We start from the raw sequence: 21,774 nt of genomic DNA on the forward strand, positions 1-21,774 counted from the left end.
TCCGGCTCAGCCCTGCCGCAGCGGAATCGCCAGGTCCACCACCTGCCGCCCCTGCGGGAACGATCCGGTCGAAGTCGCCTTCCCCGTCAGCAGGTTGATCCGGAAGGTCTTGCCGCCGGTCACCGCGTACCCGGTGTTCGTGCCGTTCCGCGCCGAACTGTAGATGTCGAACCCGGAGTTCAGCGGCGCGTCCACACCCAGTTTGCCGGTCGGGGCGAGGTTGCCGGCGTTGGCTGGTGACTGGACCGACACCTGGTCGAGGGTGGTGTCGAGGTCGAAGAGGGTGGTGGCCGTCGTGGTGTCGAGGTCGTTGTTCGTGTACGCGGCTCCGGTCACGCCGAGCGCGGTGGCGCCCGGGTTCGGGGGCACCGGCGGGTTGGTGAGGGTGCCGTCGACGGCCGTGGTGCCCGCGGCGGGGGCGCCCGCCGGGTCGTCGAGGTTGTGGCGGAGGTTCTGGCCGGTGTCGCTGATGACGCGGAGCCGGTTGGCGGCGGGGTTGAAGTCGACGCCGAAGAACTTGCCCTGGAGTGCGACGGTGAGCTGGGAGACCTTGGTGGCGCGGGCGCCGATCTCGCGGATGGTGTAGATGCCGCCGCGGTCGCCGACGGCGTACAGCTTGTTGTTCTGCACGCGGTAGTCGATGCCGATGAGTGCCTGGTCGCCCTTGAGTCCGCTGACCTTGCCGAGCGGGGCCGTGGCCGCGGGCCGGTCGACCCGGAACGCGATGAGCCGCTGGTCGGTGGTGAGTCCGACGGCCCGCAGCCCGCCCGGCGCGAGGGCCTTGGGCAGGGTTCCGGTGCCTCCCTTGGCCTCGACGGCCGCGGAGCCCGAGGTCCCGGACCCGCCGCCCAGTGCCCCGGTTCCGACGGCGCCCACCGTCCCGATCGCCACCGCCATCGTCAGTATGCCGATGAGTGCTTGCTTACGCATGTACGCCCCCGTGGAAGGTGCACGGCCCACCCCCTGCGGGCCGTATGACATCTCCTTCGGAGCGCGGGTCGTCCCGGATTGGTGTCTCCTGCGGGGAAATTTCCCCGAGCCGCCGAAAGTTCCCCTGCCGTTCCCTTGGACACCGATGCCCCGCTCTCGGACAATTCGAGCTGTCGGCGAACAGTCACCTCGGCGGCGCCTGGCGCCGGCACGCGGATACGCCTGCGCCGCTCGAGGAGGCGCCATGACCATCCGTATCGCCACCTTCAACGCGGAGAACCTGTTCCGCCGCCCGAAGGTCTTCGGCATCGAGGACGACGGTGAACGCAACGAAGTCCTGGACGACTTCAACGAGTTGGCCGCCCTCATCGCGAAGGACCCCTACACGGACGCGGACAAGGCGCGGATCGCCGAGCTGGTGAAGAAGCACCGGGCCTTCGAGGCCGATCCGGACCGGGCCGGGGCGATCTTCGTCAACCAGACCCGGGGAGCCGGTGCCAAGCTCTTCACCCTGGGCGGGACCGAGGCCGATCCGGTCATCAACATCAAGGCCAAGGGCCGTTCGAAATGGGCGGGTTGGGCCGAGCTGGTCCGTGCCGACGTGAGCTGGCCTGCCGTGCGCAACACGGGCCGGGTGATCGCCGAGGTCGACGCCGACATACTGCTCACCGTCGAGGTCGAGGACCGTCTCACCCTTGCCCGCTTCAACAGGCAGGTCCTGGGTGACGCGCTGGGGAGGCAGCCGTACCCGTACAACATGCTGATCGACGGCAACGACAGCCGGGGCATCGACATCGGCATCCTCAGCCGTCACCCCATCACGTCCATGAGGTCGCACATTTTCGACCCGAAGCCGTCCGACCCGCCGGTGTTCAGCCGGGACTGCCCCGAGTTCGAGATAGAGCTCGACGGGACGCCGTTGTGGATCCTGGGCAACCACTTCAAGAGCCAGATACGGGGAGAGGGCGCGGGCCGGCGGCTGGCGCAGGCCAGGCGGGTCAAGGAGATCTACGAGGAGGCGCTCCTGCGGTCCGCGCACGTCGTGGTCGCCGGGGACCTCAACGACCAGTTGACCAGCCTGCCGATCAAGGAACTCCTCGACGTCGGCCTGCGGGACGCGATGTCCCACCCCACGTACACGGGCGCCCCCGGCACCCATGGGACGGGCACCAGGCCCGCCCAGAAGCTCGACTACCTCATGTTCTCGCCCCAGTTGTGGGAGCTCGTACGGGGGACGGGTGTGGAGCGGCGCGGGATCTGGGCGCCGAACACCTTCGAGCACTTCGACACCGTGACCGCGAGGCCCGAGCAGGCCTCCGACCACGCGGCGCTGTACGCGGACCTGGACCTCTGAGCGATCGCCGCCGTGAACGCACCGGTGCCGGGCCCCTTGGAAAGGGACCCGGCACCAGTGACGTACAAGCGGGCTCAGCAGCCGATCAGGCGGCTGGCGAGGTAGCCCTCGATCTGGTCGAGCGACACCCGCTCCTGCTTCATGGTGTCGCGCTCGCGCACGGTCACCGCGTTGTCGTCGAGGGTGTCGAAGTCGACGGTGACGCAGAACGGGGTGCCGATCTCGTCCTGGCGGCGGTAGCGGCGGCCGATGGCGCCGGCGTCGTCGAAGTCGATGTTCCAGTTCTGCCGGAGCGCCGTGGCGAGGCCCTTGGCCTTCGGGGAGAGCTCCGGGTTGCGGGACAGCGGGAGGACGGCGACCTTGACCGGGGCCAGGCGCGGGTCGAGGCGCAGGACGGTGCGCTTCTCCATCTTGCCCTTGGCGTTGGGGGCCTCGTCCTCGACGTAGGCGTCCAGGAGGAACGCCAGCATCGCGCGGCCGACACCGGCGGCGGGCTCGATGACGTACGGGGTCCAGCGCTCGCCCGCCTCCTGGTCGAAGTAGGAGAGGTCCTGGCCGGAGGCCTTGGAGTGGGCGTTCAGGTCGTAGTCCGTGCGGTTGGCGACGCCTTCCAGTTCACCCCACTCGTTGCCGCCGAACTGGAAGCGGTACTCGATGTCGGCGGTGCGCTTGGAGTAGTGCGAGAGCTTCTCGGCAGGGTGCTCGTACCAGCGCATGTTCTCTTCGCGCATGCCGAGGCCGGTGTACCAGTTCCAGCGCTCCTGCATCCAGTACTCCTGCCACTTCTCGTCCTCGCCCGGCTTGACGAAGAACTCCATCTCCATCTGCTCGAACTCGCGGGTGCGGAAGATGAAGTTGCCGGGCGTGATCTCGTTGCGGAAGGACTTGCCCATCTGGCCGATGCCGAAGGGCGGCTTGCGGCGGGAAGTCTGCTGCACGGAGGCGAAGTTGGTGAAGATGCCCTGTGCGGTCTCGGGGCGCAGGTAGGCGACGGAGCCGCTGTCCTGCGTGGGGCCGAGGTGCGTGGAGAGCAGGCCCGAGAACTGCTTGGGCTCGGTGAACTGGCCCTTGTTGCCGCAGTTGGGGCAGTTGATGTCGGCGAGGCCGTTCTCCGGGAGGCGGTGGTGCTTCGCCTCGTAGGCCTCCTCCAGGTGGTCGGCGCGGTAGCGCTTGTGGCAGGAGGTGCACTCGGTGAGCGGGTCGGAGAAGGTGGCGACGTGACCCGACGCGACCCAGACCTCTGTGGCCAGGATCACCGACGAGTCGATACCGACGACGTCCTCACGGGAGGTGACCATGTAACGCCACCACTGGCGCTTGATGTTCTCCTTGAGCTCGACGCCGAGCGGGCCGTAGTCCCAGGCGGCCTTCTGCCCGCCGTAGATCTCACTACAGGGGAAAACGAAGCCACGGCGCTTGCTCAGGCTGACGATGGTGTCGATCTTGTCGGCGGCCACGGTGCTCTCTTCATTACGAACGGACGGCAGCGAATGCTTCAGGTTACCGGCGCCGCCCACCCATGTATCAAATCGGTTGAGGCCTCCAACCTTTGTTGACAATCGTTTCCATTTTTGTTGAAAATGACTGTCATGAACGTACGACGACGCCTCATATCGGGGACCGCTGTGACCGCGGCCACTGTCCTCGGTCTCGCGACCCTCTCCGCCTGCTCGGACTCGTCCGCCGCCGACAACAACAGCAGCGGGAAGCTCGACGTCGTGGCGTCGTTCTACCCCCTGCAGTACCTCGCCGAGGAGATAGGCGGGGACCACGTGAACGTCACCAACCTGACCGAGCCCGGTCAGGAGCCGCACGACCTGGAGATCAGCGCCAAGCAGACCGCGCAGCTCCAGGAGGCGGACGCCGTCCTCTACCTCAAGAACCTCCAGCCGGCCGTCGACGACGCCGTCGCCCAGTCCGAGGTCAAGACCAAGATCGACGCCGCGACGCTGACCACCCTGGAGAAGCACGGCAACGAGGTCGGCGGGCACGCGGCCGAGCACGACGACACCGAGGGTGAGGAGACGGGGGCCACCGACCCGCACATCTGGCTGGACCCGGTGAAGTACGCCGAGGTCGCCGAGGGTGTCGGCAAGGCCTTCGAGAAGGAGGACCCGGACAACGCCGGGGAATACAAGAGCAACACCGCGGCGCTGGTGAAGAAGCTCGACGCCCTCAACACCCAGTACGAGAACGGGCTCAAGAACACCACCAGCAAGGTCTTCATCACCACGCACGCCGCCTTCGGCTACCTCGCCGAGCGCTACGGCCTCACCGAGGAGGCCATCAACGGCCTTGACCCGGAATCCGAGCCCAGCGCGAACCGCGTGAAGGACCTTGAGACCATGGCCAAGGCGGACGGCGTCACGACGGTGTTCTACGAGACCCTCGTCAGCGACGACACCGCCAAGACCATCGCCAAGGACGCGGGCCTCAAGACGGACGTCCTCGACCCGATCGAGGGCATCACCGACAAGTCCAAGGGCGACGACTACCTGCAGGTCATGGAGTCGAACCTGAAGGCGCTGGAAACGGCCCTGGGCGCGAAGTGACAGAACGCAGCACGAAGTGACGCAACGAACACGGAGGACGGCGGCATGAAGAGCGGGCCCGTCATATCCCTGCGCGGAGTGACCGCGGAACTCGGTTCACGCCCCGTCCTGCGCGGTATCGACCTCGCCGTGAACCACGGCGAGGTCGTCGCGCTGCTCGGCGCCAACGGATCCGGCAAGTCCACGGCCGTGCGCAGCATCATCGGCCAAGTCCCCATCAGCGGCGGGGAGATCGAGATCTTCGGCACCCCGCGCCGCCGCTTCCGCGACTGGGCGCGCATCGGCTACGTACCGCAGCGCACCACGGCCGCGGGCGGTGTGCCCGCGACGGTGACCGAGATCGTGGCCTCCGGGCGGCTGTCCCGCGCCCGCTTCGGCGTGCTGCGCAAGGCGGACCACGAGGCCGTACGGAAGGCCATCGGCCTCGTCGGCATGGCGGACCGCGCCAAGGACTCCGTGAACGCGCTGTCCGGCGGCCAGCACCAGCGGGTCCTGATAGCCCGCGCCCTCGCCTCCGAACCCGAACTGCTGATCATGGACGAGCCGATGGCGGGCGTCGACCTGGCGAGCCAGGAGGTACTGGCGTCGACCCTGCGCGAGCAGGTCGCCCAGGGCACCTCCGTCCTCCTCGTCCTGCACGAACTGGGCCCCCTGGAGCCCCTGATCGACCGCGCGGTCGTACTGCGCGACGGCTGCGTCCTGCACGACGGCCCGCCCCCGGCCGCGCTCGGCCAGCACGCGCTGCCCGGCCACGACCACGTACACCCGCACGCGGCTCACGACGCCGAACCGATCCGGACGGGACTGCTGAGCTGATGGACATCCTCGATTACGCGTTCATGCAGCGGGCGCTGCTCGCCGCCGTCCTCGTCGGCATCACCGCGCCCGCCGTCGGCATCTACCTCGTGCAGCGCCGCCAGGCCCTGATGGGCGACGGAATCGGCCACGTCGCGATGACCGGCGTCGGCCTCGGCTTCCTGCTCTCCTGGTCCCCGGTGTGGATGGCGACGGCCGTCTCCGTGGTCGGCGCGGTCCTCATGGAGCTGATCCGCTGGTACGGCAAGACGCGCGGCGACATCGCCCTGGCCATGCTCTTCTACGGCGGTATGGCGGGCGGCGTGATGTTCATCAACCTCGCGCCGACGGGCTCGAACGCCAATCTCACCTCGTACCTCTTCGGTTCGCTGTCCACCGTCTCGGAGTCCGACGTGACGGCGATCTGCGTCCTTGCGGCCTTCGTCGTACTCGTCACCCTGGGCCTGCGCCGCCAGCTGTTCGCGGTCAGCCAGGACGAGGAGTTCGCGCGGGTGACGGGCCTGCCGGTGCGCGCCCTGAACCTGCTCACGGCCGTCACGGCCGCGGTGACGGTCACCGTCGCGATGCGGGTCGTGGGCCTGCTGCTGGTCTCCGCCCTGATGGTGGTCCCGGTGGCCGCGGCGCAGCAGCTCAGCCGGAGCTTCGCCGCCACCTTCGCGATCGCGGTGGCGATCGGCGTGAGCGTGACCATCGGCGGCACCGTGACCTCGTACTACCAGGATGTGCCGCCCGGCGCGACGATCGTGCTGCTGACCATCGGCGCGTTCATCGTGCTGACCGCCCTTGCGACACCGATCGCGCGGCGCAGGGCCCGGGCGCTGGCGGCCGCGCAGGCGGCCGGGGACCCGGCGGAGTGCGCGATTCCGGCCATCCGCGGGTCGGACCGGAAGGTCGGCGTCTGAACGGGCACAGTCCGGGCTGGCACAATGGCCGGGCAAGGGCAGACGTGGAGGAGGCAACGGTGACAACTGCTGGATCGCCCGTACGGGGTCGTTCCACCCGGCAGCGTGCCGCGGTGGCCGCGGCGCTGGACGAGGTCGACGAGTTCCGCAGTGCGCAGGACCTCCACGACATGCTCAAGCACAAGGGCGACTCCGTCGGGCTGACCACCGTGTACCGCACGCTGCAGTCCCTCGCCGACGCCGGCGAGGTCGACGTCCTGCGTACGTCCGACGGCGAGTCCGTGTACCGCCGCTGCTCCACCGGCGAGCACCACCACCACCTCGTCTGCCGCGTCTGCGGCAAGGCGGTCGAGGTCGAGGGCCCGGCCGTGGAGACGTGGGCGGAGGCGATCGCGGCGGAGCACGGGTACGTGAACGTCGCCCACACGGTGGAGATCTTCGGAACCTGCGCGGAGTGCGCGGCCGCTTAGCCGTCGTCACCAGCTGTGGGCATGCGTGCCGCTAGGGGCGGCGCCCGTCCCAAAGTGAGCGGCACCCCGCAAGCGCCGGGCCACGCGACCCACCCCGACCCCAGCCCCAACGACGGGACCCCGCAGCCAAGGCCCCCGGATCCACGGGAGATACGCGCGCGTGCGCCCCGCGCGGTGAGACCGTCGGGCCCGACCGAGCCTGTCCGACCGCCGGTCCGTCAACGAAGAGTCATCGAACGTCCATCGAACGGCTGCTCAGCCGCGAGGCAGAGGGATAACCCTCGACCTCTCGGCTTGAGATGACATGCCCTCATCAATGGTGTCACTGTTCCTCCAGCCATCCCCCACGTCTTGCGCACCCTGCCCCCTCATGAGGGATGCGCGCTGCTCAGCTCGCCCCGGGCTGCACACCCCCGTCTGCCCGGATCTGTCTCCGGCCGCCCACCCGCGGCCGTCGCAGTAGGAGTACGAGTGAGACGCAACAGCCCCCACAGATCCCCCCGCACCGCGAACCGGCGCTCCTCCAGGGCGACCGCGGCCGGCGCGCTGGTCGCCGCCGCCGCGCTCCTGGCAGTCGGCGTCCAGACGGTTCCGGCCGTCGCGAAGCCCGCTCCCCCGAGCCCCAGCCCCCTGCGCACCAGCGCACTCGAGGCGGAGCTCACCCCCACCCAGCGCACCGCGCTGATCAAGAGCGCGGCGCAGAAGACCACGCAGACCGCCACCACCCTGGGCCTCGGCGCCAAGGAGAAACTGGTCGTCAAGGATGTCGTCAAGGACAACGACGGCACGCTGCACACGCGGTACGAGCGCACCTGGGCCGGGCTGCCGGTCCTCGGCGGCGACGTCGTGGTGCACACCCCGCCCGCCTCGCAGGCCTCGGGCACGGTGAGCAGCACCTTCAACACCAAGCAGACCGTCAAGGTCGCCTCCACCACCCCGACCTTCACCAAGTCGGCCGCCGAGACCAAGGCGCTCGGTGCAGCCAAGGCCCTGGACGCCGAGAAGGCCACCACCGACAGCGCCCGCAAGGTGATCTGGGCCGGCAGCGGCACCCCGAAGCTCGCCTGGGAGACGGTGATCGGCGGTCTCCAGGACGACGGCACGCCCAGCAGGCTGCACGTCGTCACCGACGCCGCCACCGGCGCGGAGCTCTACCAGTACCAGGACATCAAGACCGGTACCGGCAACAGCCAGTACAGCGGAACGGTCACCATCGGGACCACGCTGTCCGGTTCGACGTACCAGCTGAACGACACCACGCGCGGCACCCACAAGACGTACAGCCTGAACAACGGCACCTCGGGCACCGGCACCCTGATGACCGACGCCGACGACACCTGGGGCACCGGCTCCGGCTCCAACACCCAGACCGCCGGTGTCGACGCCCACTTCGGCGCACAGACGACCTGGGACTTCTACAAGAACACCTTCGGCCGCAGCGGCATCAAGAACGACGGGGTCGCGGCCTACTCACGCGTCCACTACAGCACCGCGTACGTCAACGCGTTCTGGGACGACGACTGCTTCTGCATGACGTACGGCGACGGCACGAGCAGCACCCACGCGCTCACCTCGCTGGACGTGGCGGGCCACGAGATGACGCACGGCGTCACCTCCAACACGGCGGGCCTCAACTACACCGGTGAATCGGGCGGGTTGAACGAGGCGACCTCCGACATCTTCGGCACCGGCGTGGAGTTCTACGCGGCCAACTCCACCGACGTCGGCGACTACCTCATCGGCGAGAAGATCGACATCAACGGCGACGGCACGCCGCTGCGTTACATGGACGAGCCCGACAAGGACGGCGGCTCCGCCGACAGTTGGTACTCCGGCGTCGGCAACCTCGACGTCCACTACTCCTCGGGCCCGGCGAACCACATGTTCTACCTGCTCTCCGAGGGCAGCGGCTCCAAGACCATCAACGGCGTGACCTACAACAGCCCGACCTCAGACGGTGTCGCCGTCGCGGGCATCGGCCGGGCCGCCGCCCTGCAGATCTGGTACAAGGCGCTGACAACGTACATGACGTCCAGCACCACGTACGCCCAGGCCCGCACCGCCGCGCTGAACGCCGCCGCGGCGCTCTACGGCACCAGCTCCACCCAGTACGCCGGGGTCGGCAACGCCTTCGCCGGCATCAACGTCGGCAGCCACATCACCGTGCCGACCACGGGTGTCACGGTCACCAACCCGGGCAGCCAGTCGTCGACGGTGGGCACGGCGGTGAGCCTGGCGATCACGGCCAGCAGCACCAACAGCGGCACGCTGACGTACGCGGCGACCGGTCTGCCGACCGGCCTGTCGATCAGTAGCTCCACGGGCGCGATCTCCGGCACCCCGACCACGGGGGGCACCTACAGCACCACGGTCACGGTGACCGACAGCACGGGCGCCACGGGTACGGCGTCCTTCACGTGGACGGTCAGCGCGAGCGGCGGCGGCTCCTGCACCTCGGCGCAGCTGCTCGGCAACGCCGGCTTCGAGTCGGGCAGCACCACCTGGACCGCCACCAGCGGGGTCATCACCAGCTCCAGCAGCCAGGCGGCCCGCACCGGCTCCTACAAGGCCTGGCTGGACGGCTACGGATCGACGCACACCGACACGCTGTCCCAGTCGGTGACGATCCCGAGCGGCTGCACGGGCACCACGTTCACGTTCTACCTGCACATCGACACGGCCGAGACCACCACCAGCACCCAGTACGACAAGCTGACGGTCACCGCCGGGTCGACGACTCTGGCCACCTACTCCAACCTGAACGCGGCCAGCGGGTACGTGGCGAAGTCCCTCAGCCTGTCGGCCTACGCGGGCACCACCGTCGCGCTGAAGTTCACCGGTGTCGAGGACTCCTCGCTCCAGACGAGCTTCGTCATCGACGACACGGCGGTCACGACCGGCTGATCGCGTAGGCACGTACGGGATGCAAGGCCCGTACGACAGTCAGCGGCACCCGGCGTGGGGAGCGCCGGGTGCCGTGCCGTCTCACGGCAGCTGTCTCAGGCCTCCGTACGGCCCTGCATGTCCCGCTCCATCTCCAGCAGTTGCTCGTTCGGGACGGCGCCGCCGAAGCGGCGGTCGCGGGAGGCGAACTCGACGCAGGCCCGCCACAGGTCACGCCGGTCGAAGTCGGGCCACAGCACGTTCTGGAAGACCATCTCGGCGTAAGCGCTCTGCCAGAGAAGGTAGTTGGAGGTGCGCTGCTCACCGCTCGGCCGCAGGAACAGGTCGACGTCCGGCATGTCGGGGTAGTAGAGGTACTTCGCGACGGTCTTCTCCGTGACCTTCGACGGGTCGAGCCGCCCCGCCTTCACGTCCTCGGCGAGGGCCTTCGCCGCGTCGGCGATCTCGGCGCGACCGCCGTAGTTCATGCAGAAGTACAGCGTCAGCCGGTCGTTGTCCTTGGTCTGCTCCTGAGCGATCTGGAGCTCCTTGGCCACCGATTTCCACAGCTTGGGCATCCGGCCCACCCAGCGGACCCGGATGCCGAGCTCGTCGAGCTGGTCGCGGGTCTTGCGGATGAAGTCGCGGTTGAAGTTCATCAGGAAGCGCACCTCGTCGGGTGAGCGCTTCCAGTTCTCGGTGGAGAAGGCGTACAGCGAGATGGCGCCGACTCCCATCTCGACCGCGCCCTGAAGTACGTCGAGGACACGCTCGGCGCCGACCTTGTGCCCCTCGGTGCGCGGCAGCCCGCGTTCCTTGGCCCAGCGTCCGTTGCCGTCCATGACGATCGCCACATGGTTCGGCACCAGCTCGCCGGGGAGCTTGGGCGCGCGGGCACCGGACGGGTGCGGTTCCGGCGTCCTGTACTCGCGGCGCTGGCGTCCCAGGATCCCGCGTACGGCCATGTGTTTCTCGTCTCCTTGGTCCTTGGTTCTTGTTACTTCTCTACGTAACGCAGTGAGCGAAGGCCGCGTTCCAAGTGCCAGTGCAGGTAGGCGGACACCAGTCCGCTGCCCTCCCTGACGTGCCGCGGCTCGGCGGCGTCCGCGGTCTCCCAGTCTCCCGTCAGCAGCGCGCCGAGCAGTTCGAGGGCCTGCGGCGAGGGTACGACGCTGCCGGGCACCCGGCAGTCGACGCAGACGGAACCTCCCGCGGCGACCGAGAAGAACCGATTCGGTCCCGCCATCCCGCACTTCGCACAGGCACTGAAACTGGGCGCGTAGCCGTTCACGGCGAGGGAACGCAGCAGGAAGGCGTCGAGGACGAGATGCGGCTCATGCTCACCGCGGGCGAGGGTGCGCAGCCCGCCGACCAGCAGCAGATACTGCTGCACGGCCGGCTCCCCCTCATGATCGGTGAACCGCTCGGCGGTCTCCAGCATGGCCGTCCCGGCGGTGTACCGCGCGTAGTCGGTCACGATCCCGCCACCGTACGGAGCGATCGTCTCGCTCTGCGTACACAGCGGCAGCCCCCGCCCGACCAGCTCGCTCCCCCGCGCGAAGAACTGCACGTCCACATGCGAGAACGGCTCCAGCCGCGCCCCGAACTTCGACTTGGTCCGCCGCACTCCCCGGGCTACGGCGCGTACGCGTCCGTGACCCCGGGTGAGCAGGGTGATGATGCGGTCCGCTTCACCCAGCTTCTGGGTGCGCAGCACGATGCCGTCGTCGCGGAACAGGCTCATGGGGTCATTCTCGCGTACGGAGTCAGCGTGCGTGGTCGGGGTGGCCGATCGCTTCCCACGGCGCCATGTTCCAGGGGCTCGCCCGGTTCGCCGGGTCGAGGAGGGACTTCAGGTGCGCGTCGGACACGGCCTGCGGGGCGGGGAAGTTCGCGTCCGGCGTGCCCTGGAGGTTGTCCCGCCAGACCATCCGGCCCAGCAGATAGTGATCGGCGTACTCGTTCCAGGAGGCGTACGACCGCACCACCGCCGGCACGATGTTCTTGAGCGCGGTCCACGCCTCGGCCTCGCTCAGCATTCCGCACGCGAAGCCCCGGCGGGAGATGTCCACGTACAGCCCGGCGTCCCACGCCAGCGGTTCGATGCCGAGCCGCAGCCGCGCCCGGGTGCGGTACCCGGTCCGCGCGAGGCCGTCGAGCCGGCCGACCAGGGCGTCACGCGAGGTGATCTCCCACTGGTCGGCCAGCCACCGCCGGGCCTTCTCGTCGTCGATGCGGGTGAACGGGTACAGGGTCGTCCGCGACGCGTCACGGTCCCGGTTCACCGGCGCGCTGAGCGACACCATCCACAGCTGGTGCGCGGTGAGGGGAACGGGGTATTTTCTCGCCGCCTTCGGCTTGCGGTTCCATATCGCCATGGCGCAGCACCCTATGTCACGCCGTTCAAGGGACCTCGCCGCGGCTGCGTGCGTTGGCATACGCCGTCGCCGCGCTGAGCCGCTCCGCCGGGGTGGCTCGCCGGACGGCGTCCGGTTCGCAGTCCCACTCCCTGCCGCCGCCGTACGGTCTCAGCTGTACGTAGGGCCCCTCATGTCCCATGACCATCCCCACCCTTCCGGTCCGCGTGTCCACCGCGTACGACCCGATCACCGGCTTCACCGCAGGGCCGCCGCGAGCCGAGCCGCCAACTCGACGGAACAGCCGCCCAATTCAACGCGCGGGCAAGGCGCCTCTCGCGCCAAACTCGCCGGGTCGATCCCCAGTGACGGCAACGTAATTCCGGCGTTCGCAAGCGCCGCCCGCAATTCCTTCACCGTTTCCTCCGCCTCTTCGACGCACCGCGCCGAGTGTTGTGCCGTCACCGTGCTCCCCTGCCTTTTCGACTTTCACTCTTCTCATCTCCAGCATGACGCCCTGCGCCTACACTCGGCAGGAGTCTGTGCTCTACAAATCCGGAGCAGCGCAAGGGGGTTGGCCATGGCCAACGGTTCGCGACAGGCGGCTTGGGAGTTCTTCGGGACGGAGTTGAAACGGCAGCGGGAGAACGCCGGGTTAACCCAGGCGGAGTTGGGTCATCGCGTTTTTGTGTCGGGCGGCTATATTGGGCAATTCGAACAGGCCATTCGGCGGCCACAGTTGGATGTGGCACAGAGGATCGATGAGATCCTACAAACCGGAGGCTTTTTCGAGCGGACGTGGCGGAAGCTCATCGACGACAAGCGGTACGCGGATTACTTCGCGGCGGTTGTGGAGTTGGAGCGGCTGGCTACGAAGCTCTGCGACTTCGCGCCGGTACTGGTGCCGGGTCTCCTGCAGACAGCTGCGTACGCTCGGGCAGTCACTCTGGCGGCCAATCCCTTCGCCACCGAGGAATACGTGAGCGAGAAGGTCACAGCCCGCCTGGAGCGGGCGCACATCCTCGACGGCTCTACACGGCCCGAGTATTGGGCGGTCCTGCACGAGAACGTGCTGCGCATCCCGGTGGGCGGGCACGAGGTGATGGCCGAGCAGTGGGAACACATCGTCGCCATGGCCCACGAACGGAAAGTGCTGGTCACGATCCTTCCGTACTCGGTCGGAGCGTTTGCCACGATGGCCGGGATGATGACGCTCATGGAGTTCGAGGACGCTCCGCCAACTGTCTATACAGAAGCCGTGTATTCGGGGAGTCTGCTCGACGATCCAGCCCTGGTGAAGCGGATGCAGGGGACCTACGATCTGCTCAGGGTCGCCGCACTGCCGCCGGCGGCGTCCCTGGCTCTGATCGCATCGGCGGCTGAGGACCACAGACGATGCACGAGTACGACCTGAGCAACGCCCGCTGGCGTAAGAGCACGTACAGCGACGGCAACGGCGGCAGCTGCGTCGAGGTCGCCTACGACTTCACGGGCGCCGCCCGCTGGCGCAAAAGCAGCTACAGCGACGACAACGGCGGCGAGTGCGTCGAAGTAGCCGACGGCTTCCCCGGCGTCGTCCCCGTCCGCGACAGCAAGACCCCGGACGGTCCCGTCCTCGTGATCGGCTCCGCCGCCTGGACGGAGTTCACCGGCGCGGTGGCCGGGTGACCCTGCCCCCGGTTCTCAAGTGACCGTCGGGGCCGCCCGCTTCTTGGTCAGTGTCGTGCTTCCGCGACCCGAGTAAAGGGCGCTACGCGTCGGCTGCGCCGATCGGCCTCCGGCCGACCCTTGACTCGGCTCGCTCCAGCACGGGTTAGAAGCGAGCGGGCGGCCCGGAGGGAAGGGGTCCCAGGTAGGCCGACACCACCGTCGGACAGAAGAAACCCGGCGAGTGCGACGCGAACGCGCCTCGCCAGCACGCCGGGTGCGCTTAGCGACTTGCGGTGAGTGCGGTCCGCACCGGCCTCGCGGTGACAGTCCGGGCCGGCTCAGCGACGAACGCCGGGTGGGGGTAGATGGGCGCGCGCCCACTCTCCCAAGCCCGGGAAGCGTCCATCCGCCGCGCCAGAGGGCGGATGAGGGGTAATTGGCAGATTCGTCCCAGGCATGCGCTGCGTGAGCAGGGGCTTTCCCATCCTCCGGTGGGACAAATCTGCCAATCACCTGCCTGCACACGACGGGAGGGGACCGTGTGACGCAGGAGGTCGGCAAACGGCCCCGTGCCCCGCGCCCCGCGCCCCGCGCGCAGCGGACCCACGGACCACCACCAGCCGCCAGCCGCCAGCAACAGTCGTCAACGGCTGAGCCCACAGGCCTTGCCCCGCCGGGGCAAGGCAGCTCCCCTGCCCAGCCACCCACCGCCGAGCGACTGGCACCGGTCGCCGAGCGACTGGCACCGGTCGCCGGTCGCCGGTCGCCGGTCGCCGGTCGCCGGTCGCCGGTCGCCGGTCGCCGGTCGCCAAGCCGACCCGGCGTGCCCCCACTCCGCAAGCGCGCCCCCGCAACCACCCACCACCCGACCACTCACAACCCCCCACCCCACCGGCCGCCGCCGCTAAGCCCACCCGGCGTGCAGGCGAGACGCGACCGCGCTCCGCCCCTCCGGGCAACTCCCCACCCACGGCCCCGCCAGCCCACCTCCCGGGACCCCTCACCCCTGGGCCGCTCGCTCGCTTCTAACCCGTGCTGGAGTGGGCCGAGTCAAGGGTGGAGCGGAGCGGAATCGGCGCAGCCGACGCGTAGCGCAGCGGAGCGCCCTTTACTCGGGCCGCGGAAGCACGACACTGACCAAGAAGCGGGCGGCCCCAACGTTCACACCACACCCCCGGCCGACAAGCACCCACGCTCTAGCCCGAGGGGGAGCTGATGATCTCGCGATCGCGTACTCGCAGGACGAAGATGCCGGGCAGTGCGAAGGGTTCTCCGGTCTCAGCGACCGTTCCCTGGTACTCGAACTCGGCGACGCTGACCTCGGGGTCGGTCGTCTCGTGGATGGTGATGTTGGTTGGCCAGCGGTGCAGTCGGGGGCCGCCTCGCACCCTCGTACGCTCCCCCACGCCCTTGCTCAACCGACCTTCCGCAACTCCCCGTCGCCAAAGACCGCGACCAGCACCAGGTTCCCGCCCAGCGCCTCGACGTACCGCGCCACGACATCCGTACCGGAGACCTGGCCACTCTCGATCTGGGAGACCCGCCCCTTGCTCACACCCATCCGCTCGGCCACCTGTGTCTGGGTGAACCCGCGTTCCTGGCGCATGTCGACCAGCCGCCAGGCCCGGGCCTCGGTGAGCATGCGCTGAGCACCTTCGAGAAACGCGTCCCGGCCGCCTGCCAGCTCCTCCGCCCGCTCCCGGTGCCCACTGGCCGACCAACTGACGTATCCGCTCACTTCCCCGGCTCCTTCTTCCGATCAGCCACGCCATGGGTCGAACATGAACAGGACACGCACCTCGCTACGACCCGCGGACCTAGGACGCCTTCTCCAAGTCGTGCAGCCACTGATCCACCTCGTCGGTCAGGTAGACGTCCCACTGCTCTTCCACCTTCAATCCCTTCGCGAGTTTAGCATTCACTAAACCTGCGAGAGGTGGAGCCGCAAGCCCGAACCCCGAACGTTCACTCGCACGAGGTCGCATCGACCAGTCCGCGGAGCTCTAGGAGCGCGCCGGAAAGTACTGCCGCGGTGTCACGCCCACGACGCGGTGGAAGGCCGCGACGAAGGAGCTGGCGGAGGCGTAGCCGACGTGGCGGGCGACGGTTTCCAGGGTCTGGCCGTCTGCGAGCAGGGGCATGGCGGCCTGCATACGGAGTTGCTCGCGCCACTGGCCGAAGGCCAGGCCCGTTTCGGCGACGAAGAGTCGGGCCAATGTGCGTGCGCCGGCGCCGACTTGGACTCCCCAGGCGGACAGTGGGCGTCCGTCGGCCGGGTCGGCGGTGAGGGCCTGGGCGATCGCACGGGCCCGTGGGTCCCGCGGCTCGGGGACCGCGACGCTTGTCACCGGGACGGGGGTCAGCACGTCCAGGAGTACGGCTTCCGCGCGGGACCGGGCCTCCGGGGCGAGGTCAGTGCGCACCAGGTGGTCGACGAGCGCACGCTGCAACGGCCCGACCGCCACCACCGTCGGCTCCGTCCAGGTGATCTGCGGGCAGCTCACGGGATCGACGTACGGACTGCGCATGACCGCGTCGCCCTCGGACCCGGTCGAGTGCGGCACCCCGGCCGGGATCCACAGGGCGAGCGAGGGCGGCAGCAGCCAGGAGCCCTTTTCGCTGCTGACGCGGAGCAACCCCTTGGCGGACCAGGCCAGTTGGTGGAAGGGGTGCCAGTGCGTGGTGAAGGAGGTCCCTCGCGGCATGGTGAAGTGCCCGACGAAGATCGCGGTGGCGGACGTGGGCGGGTGCGGTCCGTGCCGCGACGTCGCGGGCGGCGGCAGCTGTCCGTTCTGCGACATGGAACGGCAGCGTAGCCCGTGGTGGACAGACCGGGGCGGCGCCTAGCGTCGGAGGCATGCCGATGAACCGAGCCCATCGCAAGCTGTGCAGCTCCGAGGGGTGGGCGCAGACCACGAAGGACCGCATTCTGCCCTGGGCCCTGGAGGGCGTGGATCTGGGCGAGGACGTACTGGAGATCGGACCCGGTTACGGAGCCAATCTGCGCGTACTCGTGGAACAGGTGCCACGTCTGACCGGCGTGGAGATCGACGGGGACACCGCCCGTCTCCTCCAGGACAGGTGGGGCGAGCGCGCCCGCATCCTCCACGCGGACGGCGCGGCCACGACCCTGCCCGACACCTCGTACGACTCCGTCGTCTGCTTCACGATGCTGCACCACGTCCCGACGGCCGCACACCAGGACCGTATCTTCGCCGAGGCCTTCCGTGTGCTGCGCCCCGGCGGCACCTTCGCCGGCAGCGACAGCCAACCCAGCCTGCGCTTCAGGCTGCTGCACTTCCGCGACACGATGAACACGCTGCGCCCGGACACCCTCCCCGCACGGCTGACCGGGGCGGGCTTCACCGACGTATCCGTGGACCTGCACCCGGAAGGCGGCGGGCTGCGCTTCCGGGCCACCCGCCCCTAGGCACGCTGGGCCGACAAAAACGTCCGGGCCGACCCCTGCGGGCCGGCCCGGACGTCAGTCGGTCAGTCGGTCGATCAGACGAGGTCGAACCGGTCCAGGTTCGAGACCTTCACCCACGCGGCGACGAAGTCGTTCACGAACTTCTCCTTCGCGTCGTCGCTCGCGTAGACCTCCGCGAGCGCGCGCAGCTCGGAGTTCGAGCCGAAGACGAGGTCGGCACGGGTGCCGGTCCACTTGACGGCGCCGGAGGCGTCGCGGCCCTCGAACTCGTCCTGCGCGGCGGACGTCGACTTCCACTCCGTACCCAGGTCGAGCAGGTTGACGAAGAAGTCGTTGGTCAGCGTGCCCGGGCGGTCGGTGAGAACGCCCTGCTTCGACCCGCCGGCGTTGGCGCCGAGGACGCGCAGACCACCGACGAGGACGGTCATCTCGGGGGCGCTCAGCGTCAGCAGGTTCGCCTTGTCCGTCAGCAGGAACTCGGCCGGCAGGCGGTTGCCCTTGCCGGCGTAGTTGCGGAAGCCGTCGGCCTTCGGCTCCAGGGCGGCGAACGACTCGACGTCCGTCTGCTCCTGCGTGGCGTCCACCCGGCCCGGCGTGAACGCGACCTCGACCTCGACGCCACCGGCCTTGGCCGCCTGCTCGACGGCCGCGGAACCCGCGAGGACGATCAGGTCGGCGAGGGAGACCTGCTTGCCGCCCGTGTTGAAGGACGCCTGGATGCCCTCCAGCACGCGCAGCACCTGCGCGAGGTCGTCCGGGTTGTTGACCTCCCAGCCGCGCTGCGGCTCGAGGCGGATGCGGGCGCCGTTGGCGCCGCCGCGCTTGTCGCTGCCGCGGAAGGAGGACGCCGCGGCCCAGGACGCGGAGACGAGCTGCGAGATCGTCAGGTCCGAGGCGAGGATCTGCTCCTTGAGGGAGGCGATGTCGGCGGCGTCGATGACCGCGCCCTCGCGCGCCGGCAGCGGGTCCTGCCACAGCAGCACCTCGGAGGGGACCTCCGGGCCGAGGTAGCGCTGGATCGGGCCCATGTCGCGGTGCGTCAGCTTGTACCAGGCACGGGCGAACGCGTCCGCGAGCTGCTCCGGGTTCTCGTAGAAGCGCCGCGAGATCTGCTCGTAGATCGGGTCGAACTTCAGCGAGAGGTCGGTGGTGAGCATCGTCGGGAGCTTCTTCTTCGACGCGTCGTGGGCGTCGGGGATGATCGCCTCGGCGTTCTTCGCCACCCACTGGTTCGCACCGGCCGGGCTCTGGGTGAGCTCGTACTCGTACTCGAAGAGGTTCGTGAAGAACCCGTTGCCCCACTGGGTCGGCGTGGCGGTCCAGGTCACTTCGAGGCCACTGGTGATGGCGTCGCCGCCCTTGCCGGTGCCGTAGGTGCTCTTCCAGCCGAGGCCCATCTGCTCGATCGGGGCGGCCTCGGGGTCGTCGCCGACGCTCTCCGCGGGGCCCGCGCCGTGGGTCTTGCCGAAGGTGTGACCGCCCGCGATCAGGGCGACCGTCTCCTCGTCGTTCATCGCCATGCGGCGGAACGTCTCGCGGATGTCGCGGGCAGCGGCGATCGGGTCCGGGTTGCCGTTCGGGCCTTCCGGGTTGACGTAGATGAGGCCCATCTGGACCGCGCCGAGCGGGTCCTCCAGCTCGCGGTCGCCGGTGTAGCGCTCGTCGTCGAGCCAGGTGGTCTCGGGGCCCCAGTAGACGTCCTCGTCGGGCTCCCACACGTCGGCGCGGCCGCCGGCGAAGCCGAAGGTCTTGAAGCCCATCGTCTCCAGCGCGACGTTGCCCGTGAGGATCATGAGGTCGGCCCAGGAGATGTTCTGGCCGTACTTCTTCTTGACCGGCCACAGCAGACGGCGGGCCTTGTCGAGGTTGCCGTTGTCCGGCCAGCTGTTGAGCGGGGCAAAGCGCTGCTGACCGGCACCGGCGCCACCGCGGCCGTCGCTGATGCGGTACGTGCCGGCGCTGTGCCAGGCCATGCGGATCATGAGCGGCCCGTAGTTGCCGAAGTCCGCCGGCCACCAGTCCTGCGAGGTGGTCAGGATCTCGGCGATGTCCCGCTTCACGGCCGGCAGGTCGAGGGTCTTGAACGCCTCGGCGTAGTCGAACTCCTCGCCGAGCGGGTTGGACACGGCGGGGTTCTTGGCGAGGATCTTCAGGTTGAGCTGCTCCGGCCACCACTGGCGGTTTCCGCCGCCCTGGGTCGGGTGCGGGGCGCGCCCGTGCGCGACCGGGCAGCCACCGCCACCCTCGGTTTTCGCATCGGTGACGATTGCGTCGTGGTTCTCAGTCATGGGAATCCTTCCGGACCTGGCGGATCACGTGCTCAGGAACTGCGGGCGGTGGAACGGTGGGGCGGGGGGTACGAAGTCTGGGGTGGGCGACGGCGAAGTCGGGGGTACAGGCCTCTCCGACCTGTGGAGGGCCTCACACACGACCTGAAGGGAGATTTGGCCCACACGACCGCACATCCCGGAGGGGATGGATCGCCTCGACGCCGAGGTCGTCGCGTCACGTCTCTGTCTCATGCCGTACTGGAGTCTTCCTGTCCCTTGGCTATCGCCAGATCCGATCCTACGATGGACGGAGTCCAAGTCAAGAAGCGGGCCAAGCCCATATCCAACCGGAACCCGGACGTCGACCGGTAAACTTCGGGCATCCCACCGAACCTGAATAGGTGAACCGATATGAGTGACCTGCTTGAGCGACTGCGGGGGCGTGGCTGGCGGATGACCTCCCAGCGACGTGTCGTTGCGGAGGTCCTCGACGGCGAGCACGTACACCTCACGGCCGACGAGGTACACGCCCGTGCGGCGCAGCGGCTGCCCGAGATCTCCCGGGCGACCGTCTACAACGCCCTGGGCGAGCTCGTCTCCCTCGGTGAGGTGATAGAGGTCGCCACCGACGGCCGGGCCAAGCGCTACGACCCGAACGCACACCACCCGCACCAGCACCTGGTGTGCTCCAAGTGCGGCACCATCCGTGACGTCCACCCGGCGGGCAATCCGCTGGCCGACCTCCCGGCGGATGAGCGGTTCGGTTTCACGGTGTCCGAGGTCGAGGTCACCTACCGGGGGCTGTGCCCGGACTGTTCCTGAGCGCTGCTTACGCGGCTGCGGGGCAGTTCAGGCGGTGAAGCGCCGCACGTACGCCCGCTGCCAAGGCGTCTCCACCGCGTGCCGGTCGTAGTGCCGGCGTACGAAGTCCACCGCCTCCTCCGGAGGCACGCCGTCGAGGACCGCCAGGCAGGCCAGGGCCGTGCCGGTGCGGCCCCGGCCGCCGCCGCAGGCGAGCTCGACGCGGTCGGCACGGGTCCGGTTCCAGGCCTCGGTGAGGAGTTCGGCGGCCCGGGCGCGGTCGGCGGGCAGGCGGAAGTCCGGCCAGCGCAGCCAGTGGGCCTCCCAGGGGACTTCGGGTGGCTGCTTGCCGAGGAGATACACGGCGTACGTCGGTGAAGGGCCGTCGGGCGGAAGCGGGCGGCGCAGGGCGCGGCCACGCACCAGCCGGCCGGAGGGCAGACGCAGGACGCCCGCGCCGTTCGCGTCCCAGGTCTCGGTCACGGAGATTCAGCTCACCCCCCGTGATTCCTGCGCCGACCGCGCCTCGATGCCCCGGAAGTGGAACGCCATCGCCCGCTGTGCGCCCTCCACGTCGTGGGCGCGCAGGGCGGTGACGATGTCGCGGTGGCGGCGGACGGTCACCTCGGGTGCCGGGTCGTCGGTCCAGCCGCGGATGCCGGAGACGCGGTGGAAGACGGTCCAGAAGGCGCCGAGGAGTTGGGGGACGAGGGCATTGCCGAGGGAGGCGTACAGCAACTCGTGGAATTCGCGGTCGAGTTCGGCGAAGGGGCCGTCCTCCTGACCCGCGGTCTCCATCCGGGTGACGACGGCTTCGAGCCGGTCGAGCTCGGCTTCGGAGAGTGTGCCGGCGACCCGGCGGATCAGCCCCTCCTCCAGCACCTCGCGGACCTGGAGTATCTCGGCCAGGGCGCTCGCGTCGTCGCTGGGCCGTGCGAGCGTCCGGAAGGTCAGACCGTCGACCAGGGGTGTCAGCGAGGCCTCGCCGACGTACGTGCCGTATCCATGCCTTATGTCGACTATGTCGAGGGCCTGGAGGGCCTTGAGGGCCTCACGGACGGAGTTGCGGCTGACGCCCAGGTCCTCCATGAGTTCCGCCTCGGTCGGCAGCGGCGCACCGGCCCGGAGTTTGCGGTCGAGGATCAGCTGCATCACCTCGCGCTGTATCTGGCCGCTCAGCCGGCGTTCGGGTCTGCGCCGGTTACCGGCCTCCTCGGGCATGCGCCGCATCGTACGCTCGCTGGACATCCGACGTCCCACCTCCGGGATGAAGAAACGTCAATCGGTCATTGACCAGTCGTCAATCAGGCCTATTTCTCAGTGCTATTGGTGTGCCATTGGTCGCACCTTTGGAACATA

Annotated in this window: 23 protein-coding genes; 10 read left to right on the top strand and 13 right to left on the bottom strand. The window is 69.1% G+C overall.

The features are described 5' to 3' along the window. Positions 1 to 6 precede the first annotated feature (6 nt). Complete coding sequence (locus OG219_RS16250) at positions 7 to 930, bottom strand: DUF4394 domain-containing protein (RefSeq protein WP_266827166.1); 924 nt, start codon at positions 928 to 930, stop codon at positions 7 to 9. Positions 931 to 1,174: 244 nt separating this feature from the next. Here OG219_RS16250 and OG219_RS16255 point away from each other — a divergent pair, with 244 nt between their 5' ends. Next, positions 1,175 to 2,284, top strand: a complete 1,110-nt coding sequence (locus OG219_RS16255) for an endonuclease/exonuclease/phosphatase family protein (protein ID WP_266827168.1) — start codon at positions 1,175 to 1,177, stop codon at positions 2,282 to 2,284. A 74-nt stretch (positions 2,285 to 2,358) separates the two neighbouring features. Here the strand turns inward: OG219_RS16255 and OG219_RS16260 are convergent, their stop codons facing one another. After that, positions 2,359 to 3,741, bottom strand: coding sequence for a glycine--tRNA ligase (locus tag OG219_RS16260; RefSeq protein WP_266827170.1), 1,383 nt, complete (start codon positions 3,739 to 3,741; stop codon positions 2,359 to 2,361). 132 nt (positions 3,742 to 3,873) lie between these two features. Here OG219_RS16260 and OG219_RS16265 point away from each other — a divergent pair, with 132 nt between their 5' ends. The 5 genes from OG219_RS16265 to OG219_RS16285 all read left to right on the top strand — a co-directional run bounded on the left by OG219_RS16265 (position 3,874) and on the right by OG219_RS16285 (position 9,928). Further along, positions 3,874 to 4,836, top strand: a complete 963-nt coding sequence (locus OG219_RS16265; protein WP_266827172.1) for a metal ABC transporter solute-binding protein, Zn/Mn family — start codon at positions 3,874 to 3,876, stop codon at positions 4,834 to 4,836. 45 nt (positions 4,837 to 4,881) lie between these two features. After that, positions 4,882 to 5,652, top strand: a complete 771-nt coding sequence (locus OG219_RS16270; protein ID WP_266827174.1) for a metal ABC transporter ATP-binding protein — start codon at positions 4,882 to 4,884, stop codon at positions 5,650 to 5,652. Then, positions 5,652 to 6,554: a metal ABC transporter permease gene (locus OG219_RS16275; protein WP_266827176.1), complete on the top strand. Its 903-nt coding sequence runs from the start codon at positions 5,652 to 5,654 to the stop codon at positions 6,552 to 6,554. The genes OG219_RS16270 and OG219_RS16275 overlap by 1 nt, the downstream gene beginning before the upstream one ends. 59 nt (positions 6,555 to 6,613) lie before the next feature. Beyond that, positions 6,614 to 7,024 carry a Fur family transcriptional regulator gene (locus OG219_RS16280; RefSeq protein WP_266827178.1) on the top strand — a complete coding sequence of 137 codons (411 nt, stop codon included), beginning with the start codon at positions 6,614 to 6,616 and terminating at the stop codon, positions 7,022 to 7,024. A gap of 546 nt (positions 7,025 to 7,570) precedes the next feature. Then, positions 7,571 to 9,928 (top strand): M4 family metallopeptidase, encoded by a 2,358-nt coding sequence (locus tag OG219_RS16285; protein ID WP_266836111.1) that lies wholly within the window; start codon positions 7,571 to 7,573, stop codon positions 9,926 to 9,928. A gap of 95 nt (positions 9,929 to 10,023) precedes the next feature. Here the strand turns inward: OG219_RS16285 and OG219_RS16290 are convergent, their stop codons facing one another. From OG219_RS16290 to OG219_RS16310, 5 genes are read right to left on the bottom strand one after another with little or no spacing between them, the layout of a single operon-like run. After that, positions 10,024 to 10,872, bottom strand: coding sequence for an isoprenyl transferase (locus OG219_RS16290; RefSeq protein ID WP_266827180.1), 849 nt, complete (start codon positions 10,870 to 10,872; stop codon positions 10,024 to 10,026). A gap of 32 nt (positions 10,873 to 10,904) precedes the next feature. Next, complete coding sequence (gene recO / locus OG219_RS16295; protein ID WP_266827182.1) at positions 10,905 to 11,651, bottom strand: DNA repair protein RecO; 747 nt, start codon at positions 11,649 to 11,651, stop codon at positions 10,905 to 10,907. 22 nt (positions 11,652 to 11,673) lie between these two features. Then, on the bottom strand, positions 11,674 to 12,285 hold the full coding sequence (locus OG219_RS16300) for a DUF1266 domain-containing protein (RefSeq protein ID WP_266827184.1): 612 nt from the start codon (positions 12,283 to 12,285) through the stop codon (positions 11,674 to 11,676). Between the two features lie 25 nt (positions 12,286 to 12,310). Beyond that, entirely contained in the window at positions 12,311 to 12,526 is a 216-nt protein-coding gene (locus OG219_RS16305) for a hypothetical protein (RefSeq protein ID WP_266827186.1), read from the bottom strand. Then, on the bottom strand, positions 12,523 to 12,729 hold the full coding sequence (locus OG219_RS16310) for a hypothetical protein (RefSeq protein ID WP_266827188.1): 207 nt from the start codon (positions 12,727 to 12,729) through the stop codon (positions 12,523 to 12,525). The genes OG219_RS16305 and OG219_RS16310 overlap by 4 nt, the downstream gene beginning before the upstream one ends. Before the next feature lie 115 nt (positions 12,730 to 12,844). Here OG219_RS16310 and OG219_RS16315 point away from each other — a divergent pair, with 115 nt between their 5' ends. Both OG219_RS16315 and OG219_RS16320 read left to right on the top strand, forming a co-directional pair. Further along, a complete protein-coding gene (locus OG219_RS16315) occupies positions 12,845 to 13,678 on the top strand; it encodes a helix-turn-helix transcriptional regulator (RefSeq protein WP_266827190.1) in 834 nt (277 codons plus the stop codon). Further along, a complete protein-coding gene (locus OG219_RS16320; protein WP_266827192.1) occupies positions 13,660 to 13,932 on the top strand; it encodes a DUF397 domain-containing protein in 273 nt (90 codons plus the stop codon). The genes OG219_RS16315 and OG219_RS16320 overlap by 19 nt, the downstream gene beginning before the upstream one ends. A gap of 1,178 nt (positions 13,933 to 15,110) precedes the next feature. Here OG219_RS16320 and OG219_RS16325 read toward each other — a convergent pair. From OG219_RS16325 to OG219_RS16335, 3 genes are all read right to left on the bottom strand, one after another. Next, positions 15,111 to 15,302, bottom strand: a complete 192-nt coding sequence (locus OG219_RS16325; RefSeq protein WP_266827194.1) for a nuclear transport factor 2 family protein — start codon at positions 15,300 to 15,302, stop codon at positions 15,111 to 15,113. A 26-nt stretch (positions 15,303 to 15,328) separates the two neighbouring features. Further along, positions 15,329 to 15,652, bottom strand: coding sequence for a helix-turn-helix domain-containing protein (locus tag OG219_RS16330; RefSeq protein WP_266827196.1), 324 nt, complete (start codon positions 15,650 to 15,652; stop codon positions 15,329 to 15,331). A 265-nt stretch (positions 15,653 to 15,917) separates the two neighbouring features. After that, the gene (locus tag OG219_RS16335) at positions 15,918 to 16,715 is read right to left on the bottom strand and encodes a helix-turn-helix domain-containing protein (RefSeq protein WP_266827198.1); all 798 of its coding nucleotides are present in this window, start codon (positions 16,713 to 16,715) and stop codon (positions 15,918 to 15,920) included. Between the two features lie 56 nt (positions 16,716 to 16,771). Between OG219_RS16335 and OG219_RS16340 the strand changes: the two genes are divergently transcribed. After that, entirely contained in the window at positions 16,772 to 17,344 is a 573-nt protein-coding gene (locus tag OG219_RS16340) for a class I SAM-dependent methyltransferase (protein WP_266827200.1), read from the top strand. Between the two features lie 74 nt (positions 17,345 to 17,418). On the opposite strand, the gene katG is transcribed toward OG219_RS16340, so the two are convergent. Then, positions 17,419 to 19,632, bottom strand: coding sequence for a catalase/peroxidase HPI (katG, locus tag OG219_RS16345; RefSeq protein ID WP_266827202.1), 2,214 nt, complete (start codon positions 19,630 to 19,632; stop codon positions 17,419 to 17,421). 393 nt (positions 19,633 to 20,025) lie between these two features. Between katG and OG219_RS16350 the strand changes: the two genes are divergently transcribed. Next, complete coding sequence (locus OG219_RS16350) at positions 20,026 to 20,436, top strand: Fur family transcriptional regulator (RefSeq protein WP_266827204.1); 411 nt, start codon at positions 20,026 to 20,028, stop codon at positions 20,434 to 20,436. 27 nt (positions 20,437 to 20,463) lie between these two features. Here OG219_RS16350 and OG219_RS16355 read toward each other — a convergent pair whose 3' ends face one another. Next, positions 20,464 to 20,898, bottom strand: a complete 435-nt coding sequence (locus OG219_RS16355) for a protein-tyrosine phosphatase family protein (RefSeq protein ID WP_266827206.1) — start codon at positions 20,896 to 20,898, stop codon at positions 20,464 to 20,466. A gap of 6 nt (positions 20,899 to 20,904) precedes the next feature. After that, positions 20,905 to 21,636: a FadR/GntR family transcriptional regulator gene (locus OG219_RS16360; RefSeq protein WP_266836112.1), complete on the bottom strand. Its 732-nt coding sequence runs from the start codon at positions 21,634 to 21,636 to the stop codon at positions 20,905 to 20,907. Positions 21,637 to 21,774: the final 138 nt, after the last annotated feature.

Origin of the sequence: Streptomyces sp. NBC_00038 (genome assembly GCF_026343635.1) — a bacterium.
Taxonomy (GTDB): Bacteria; Actinomycetota; Actinomycetes; order Streptomycetales; family Streptomycetaceae; genus Streptomyces.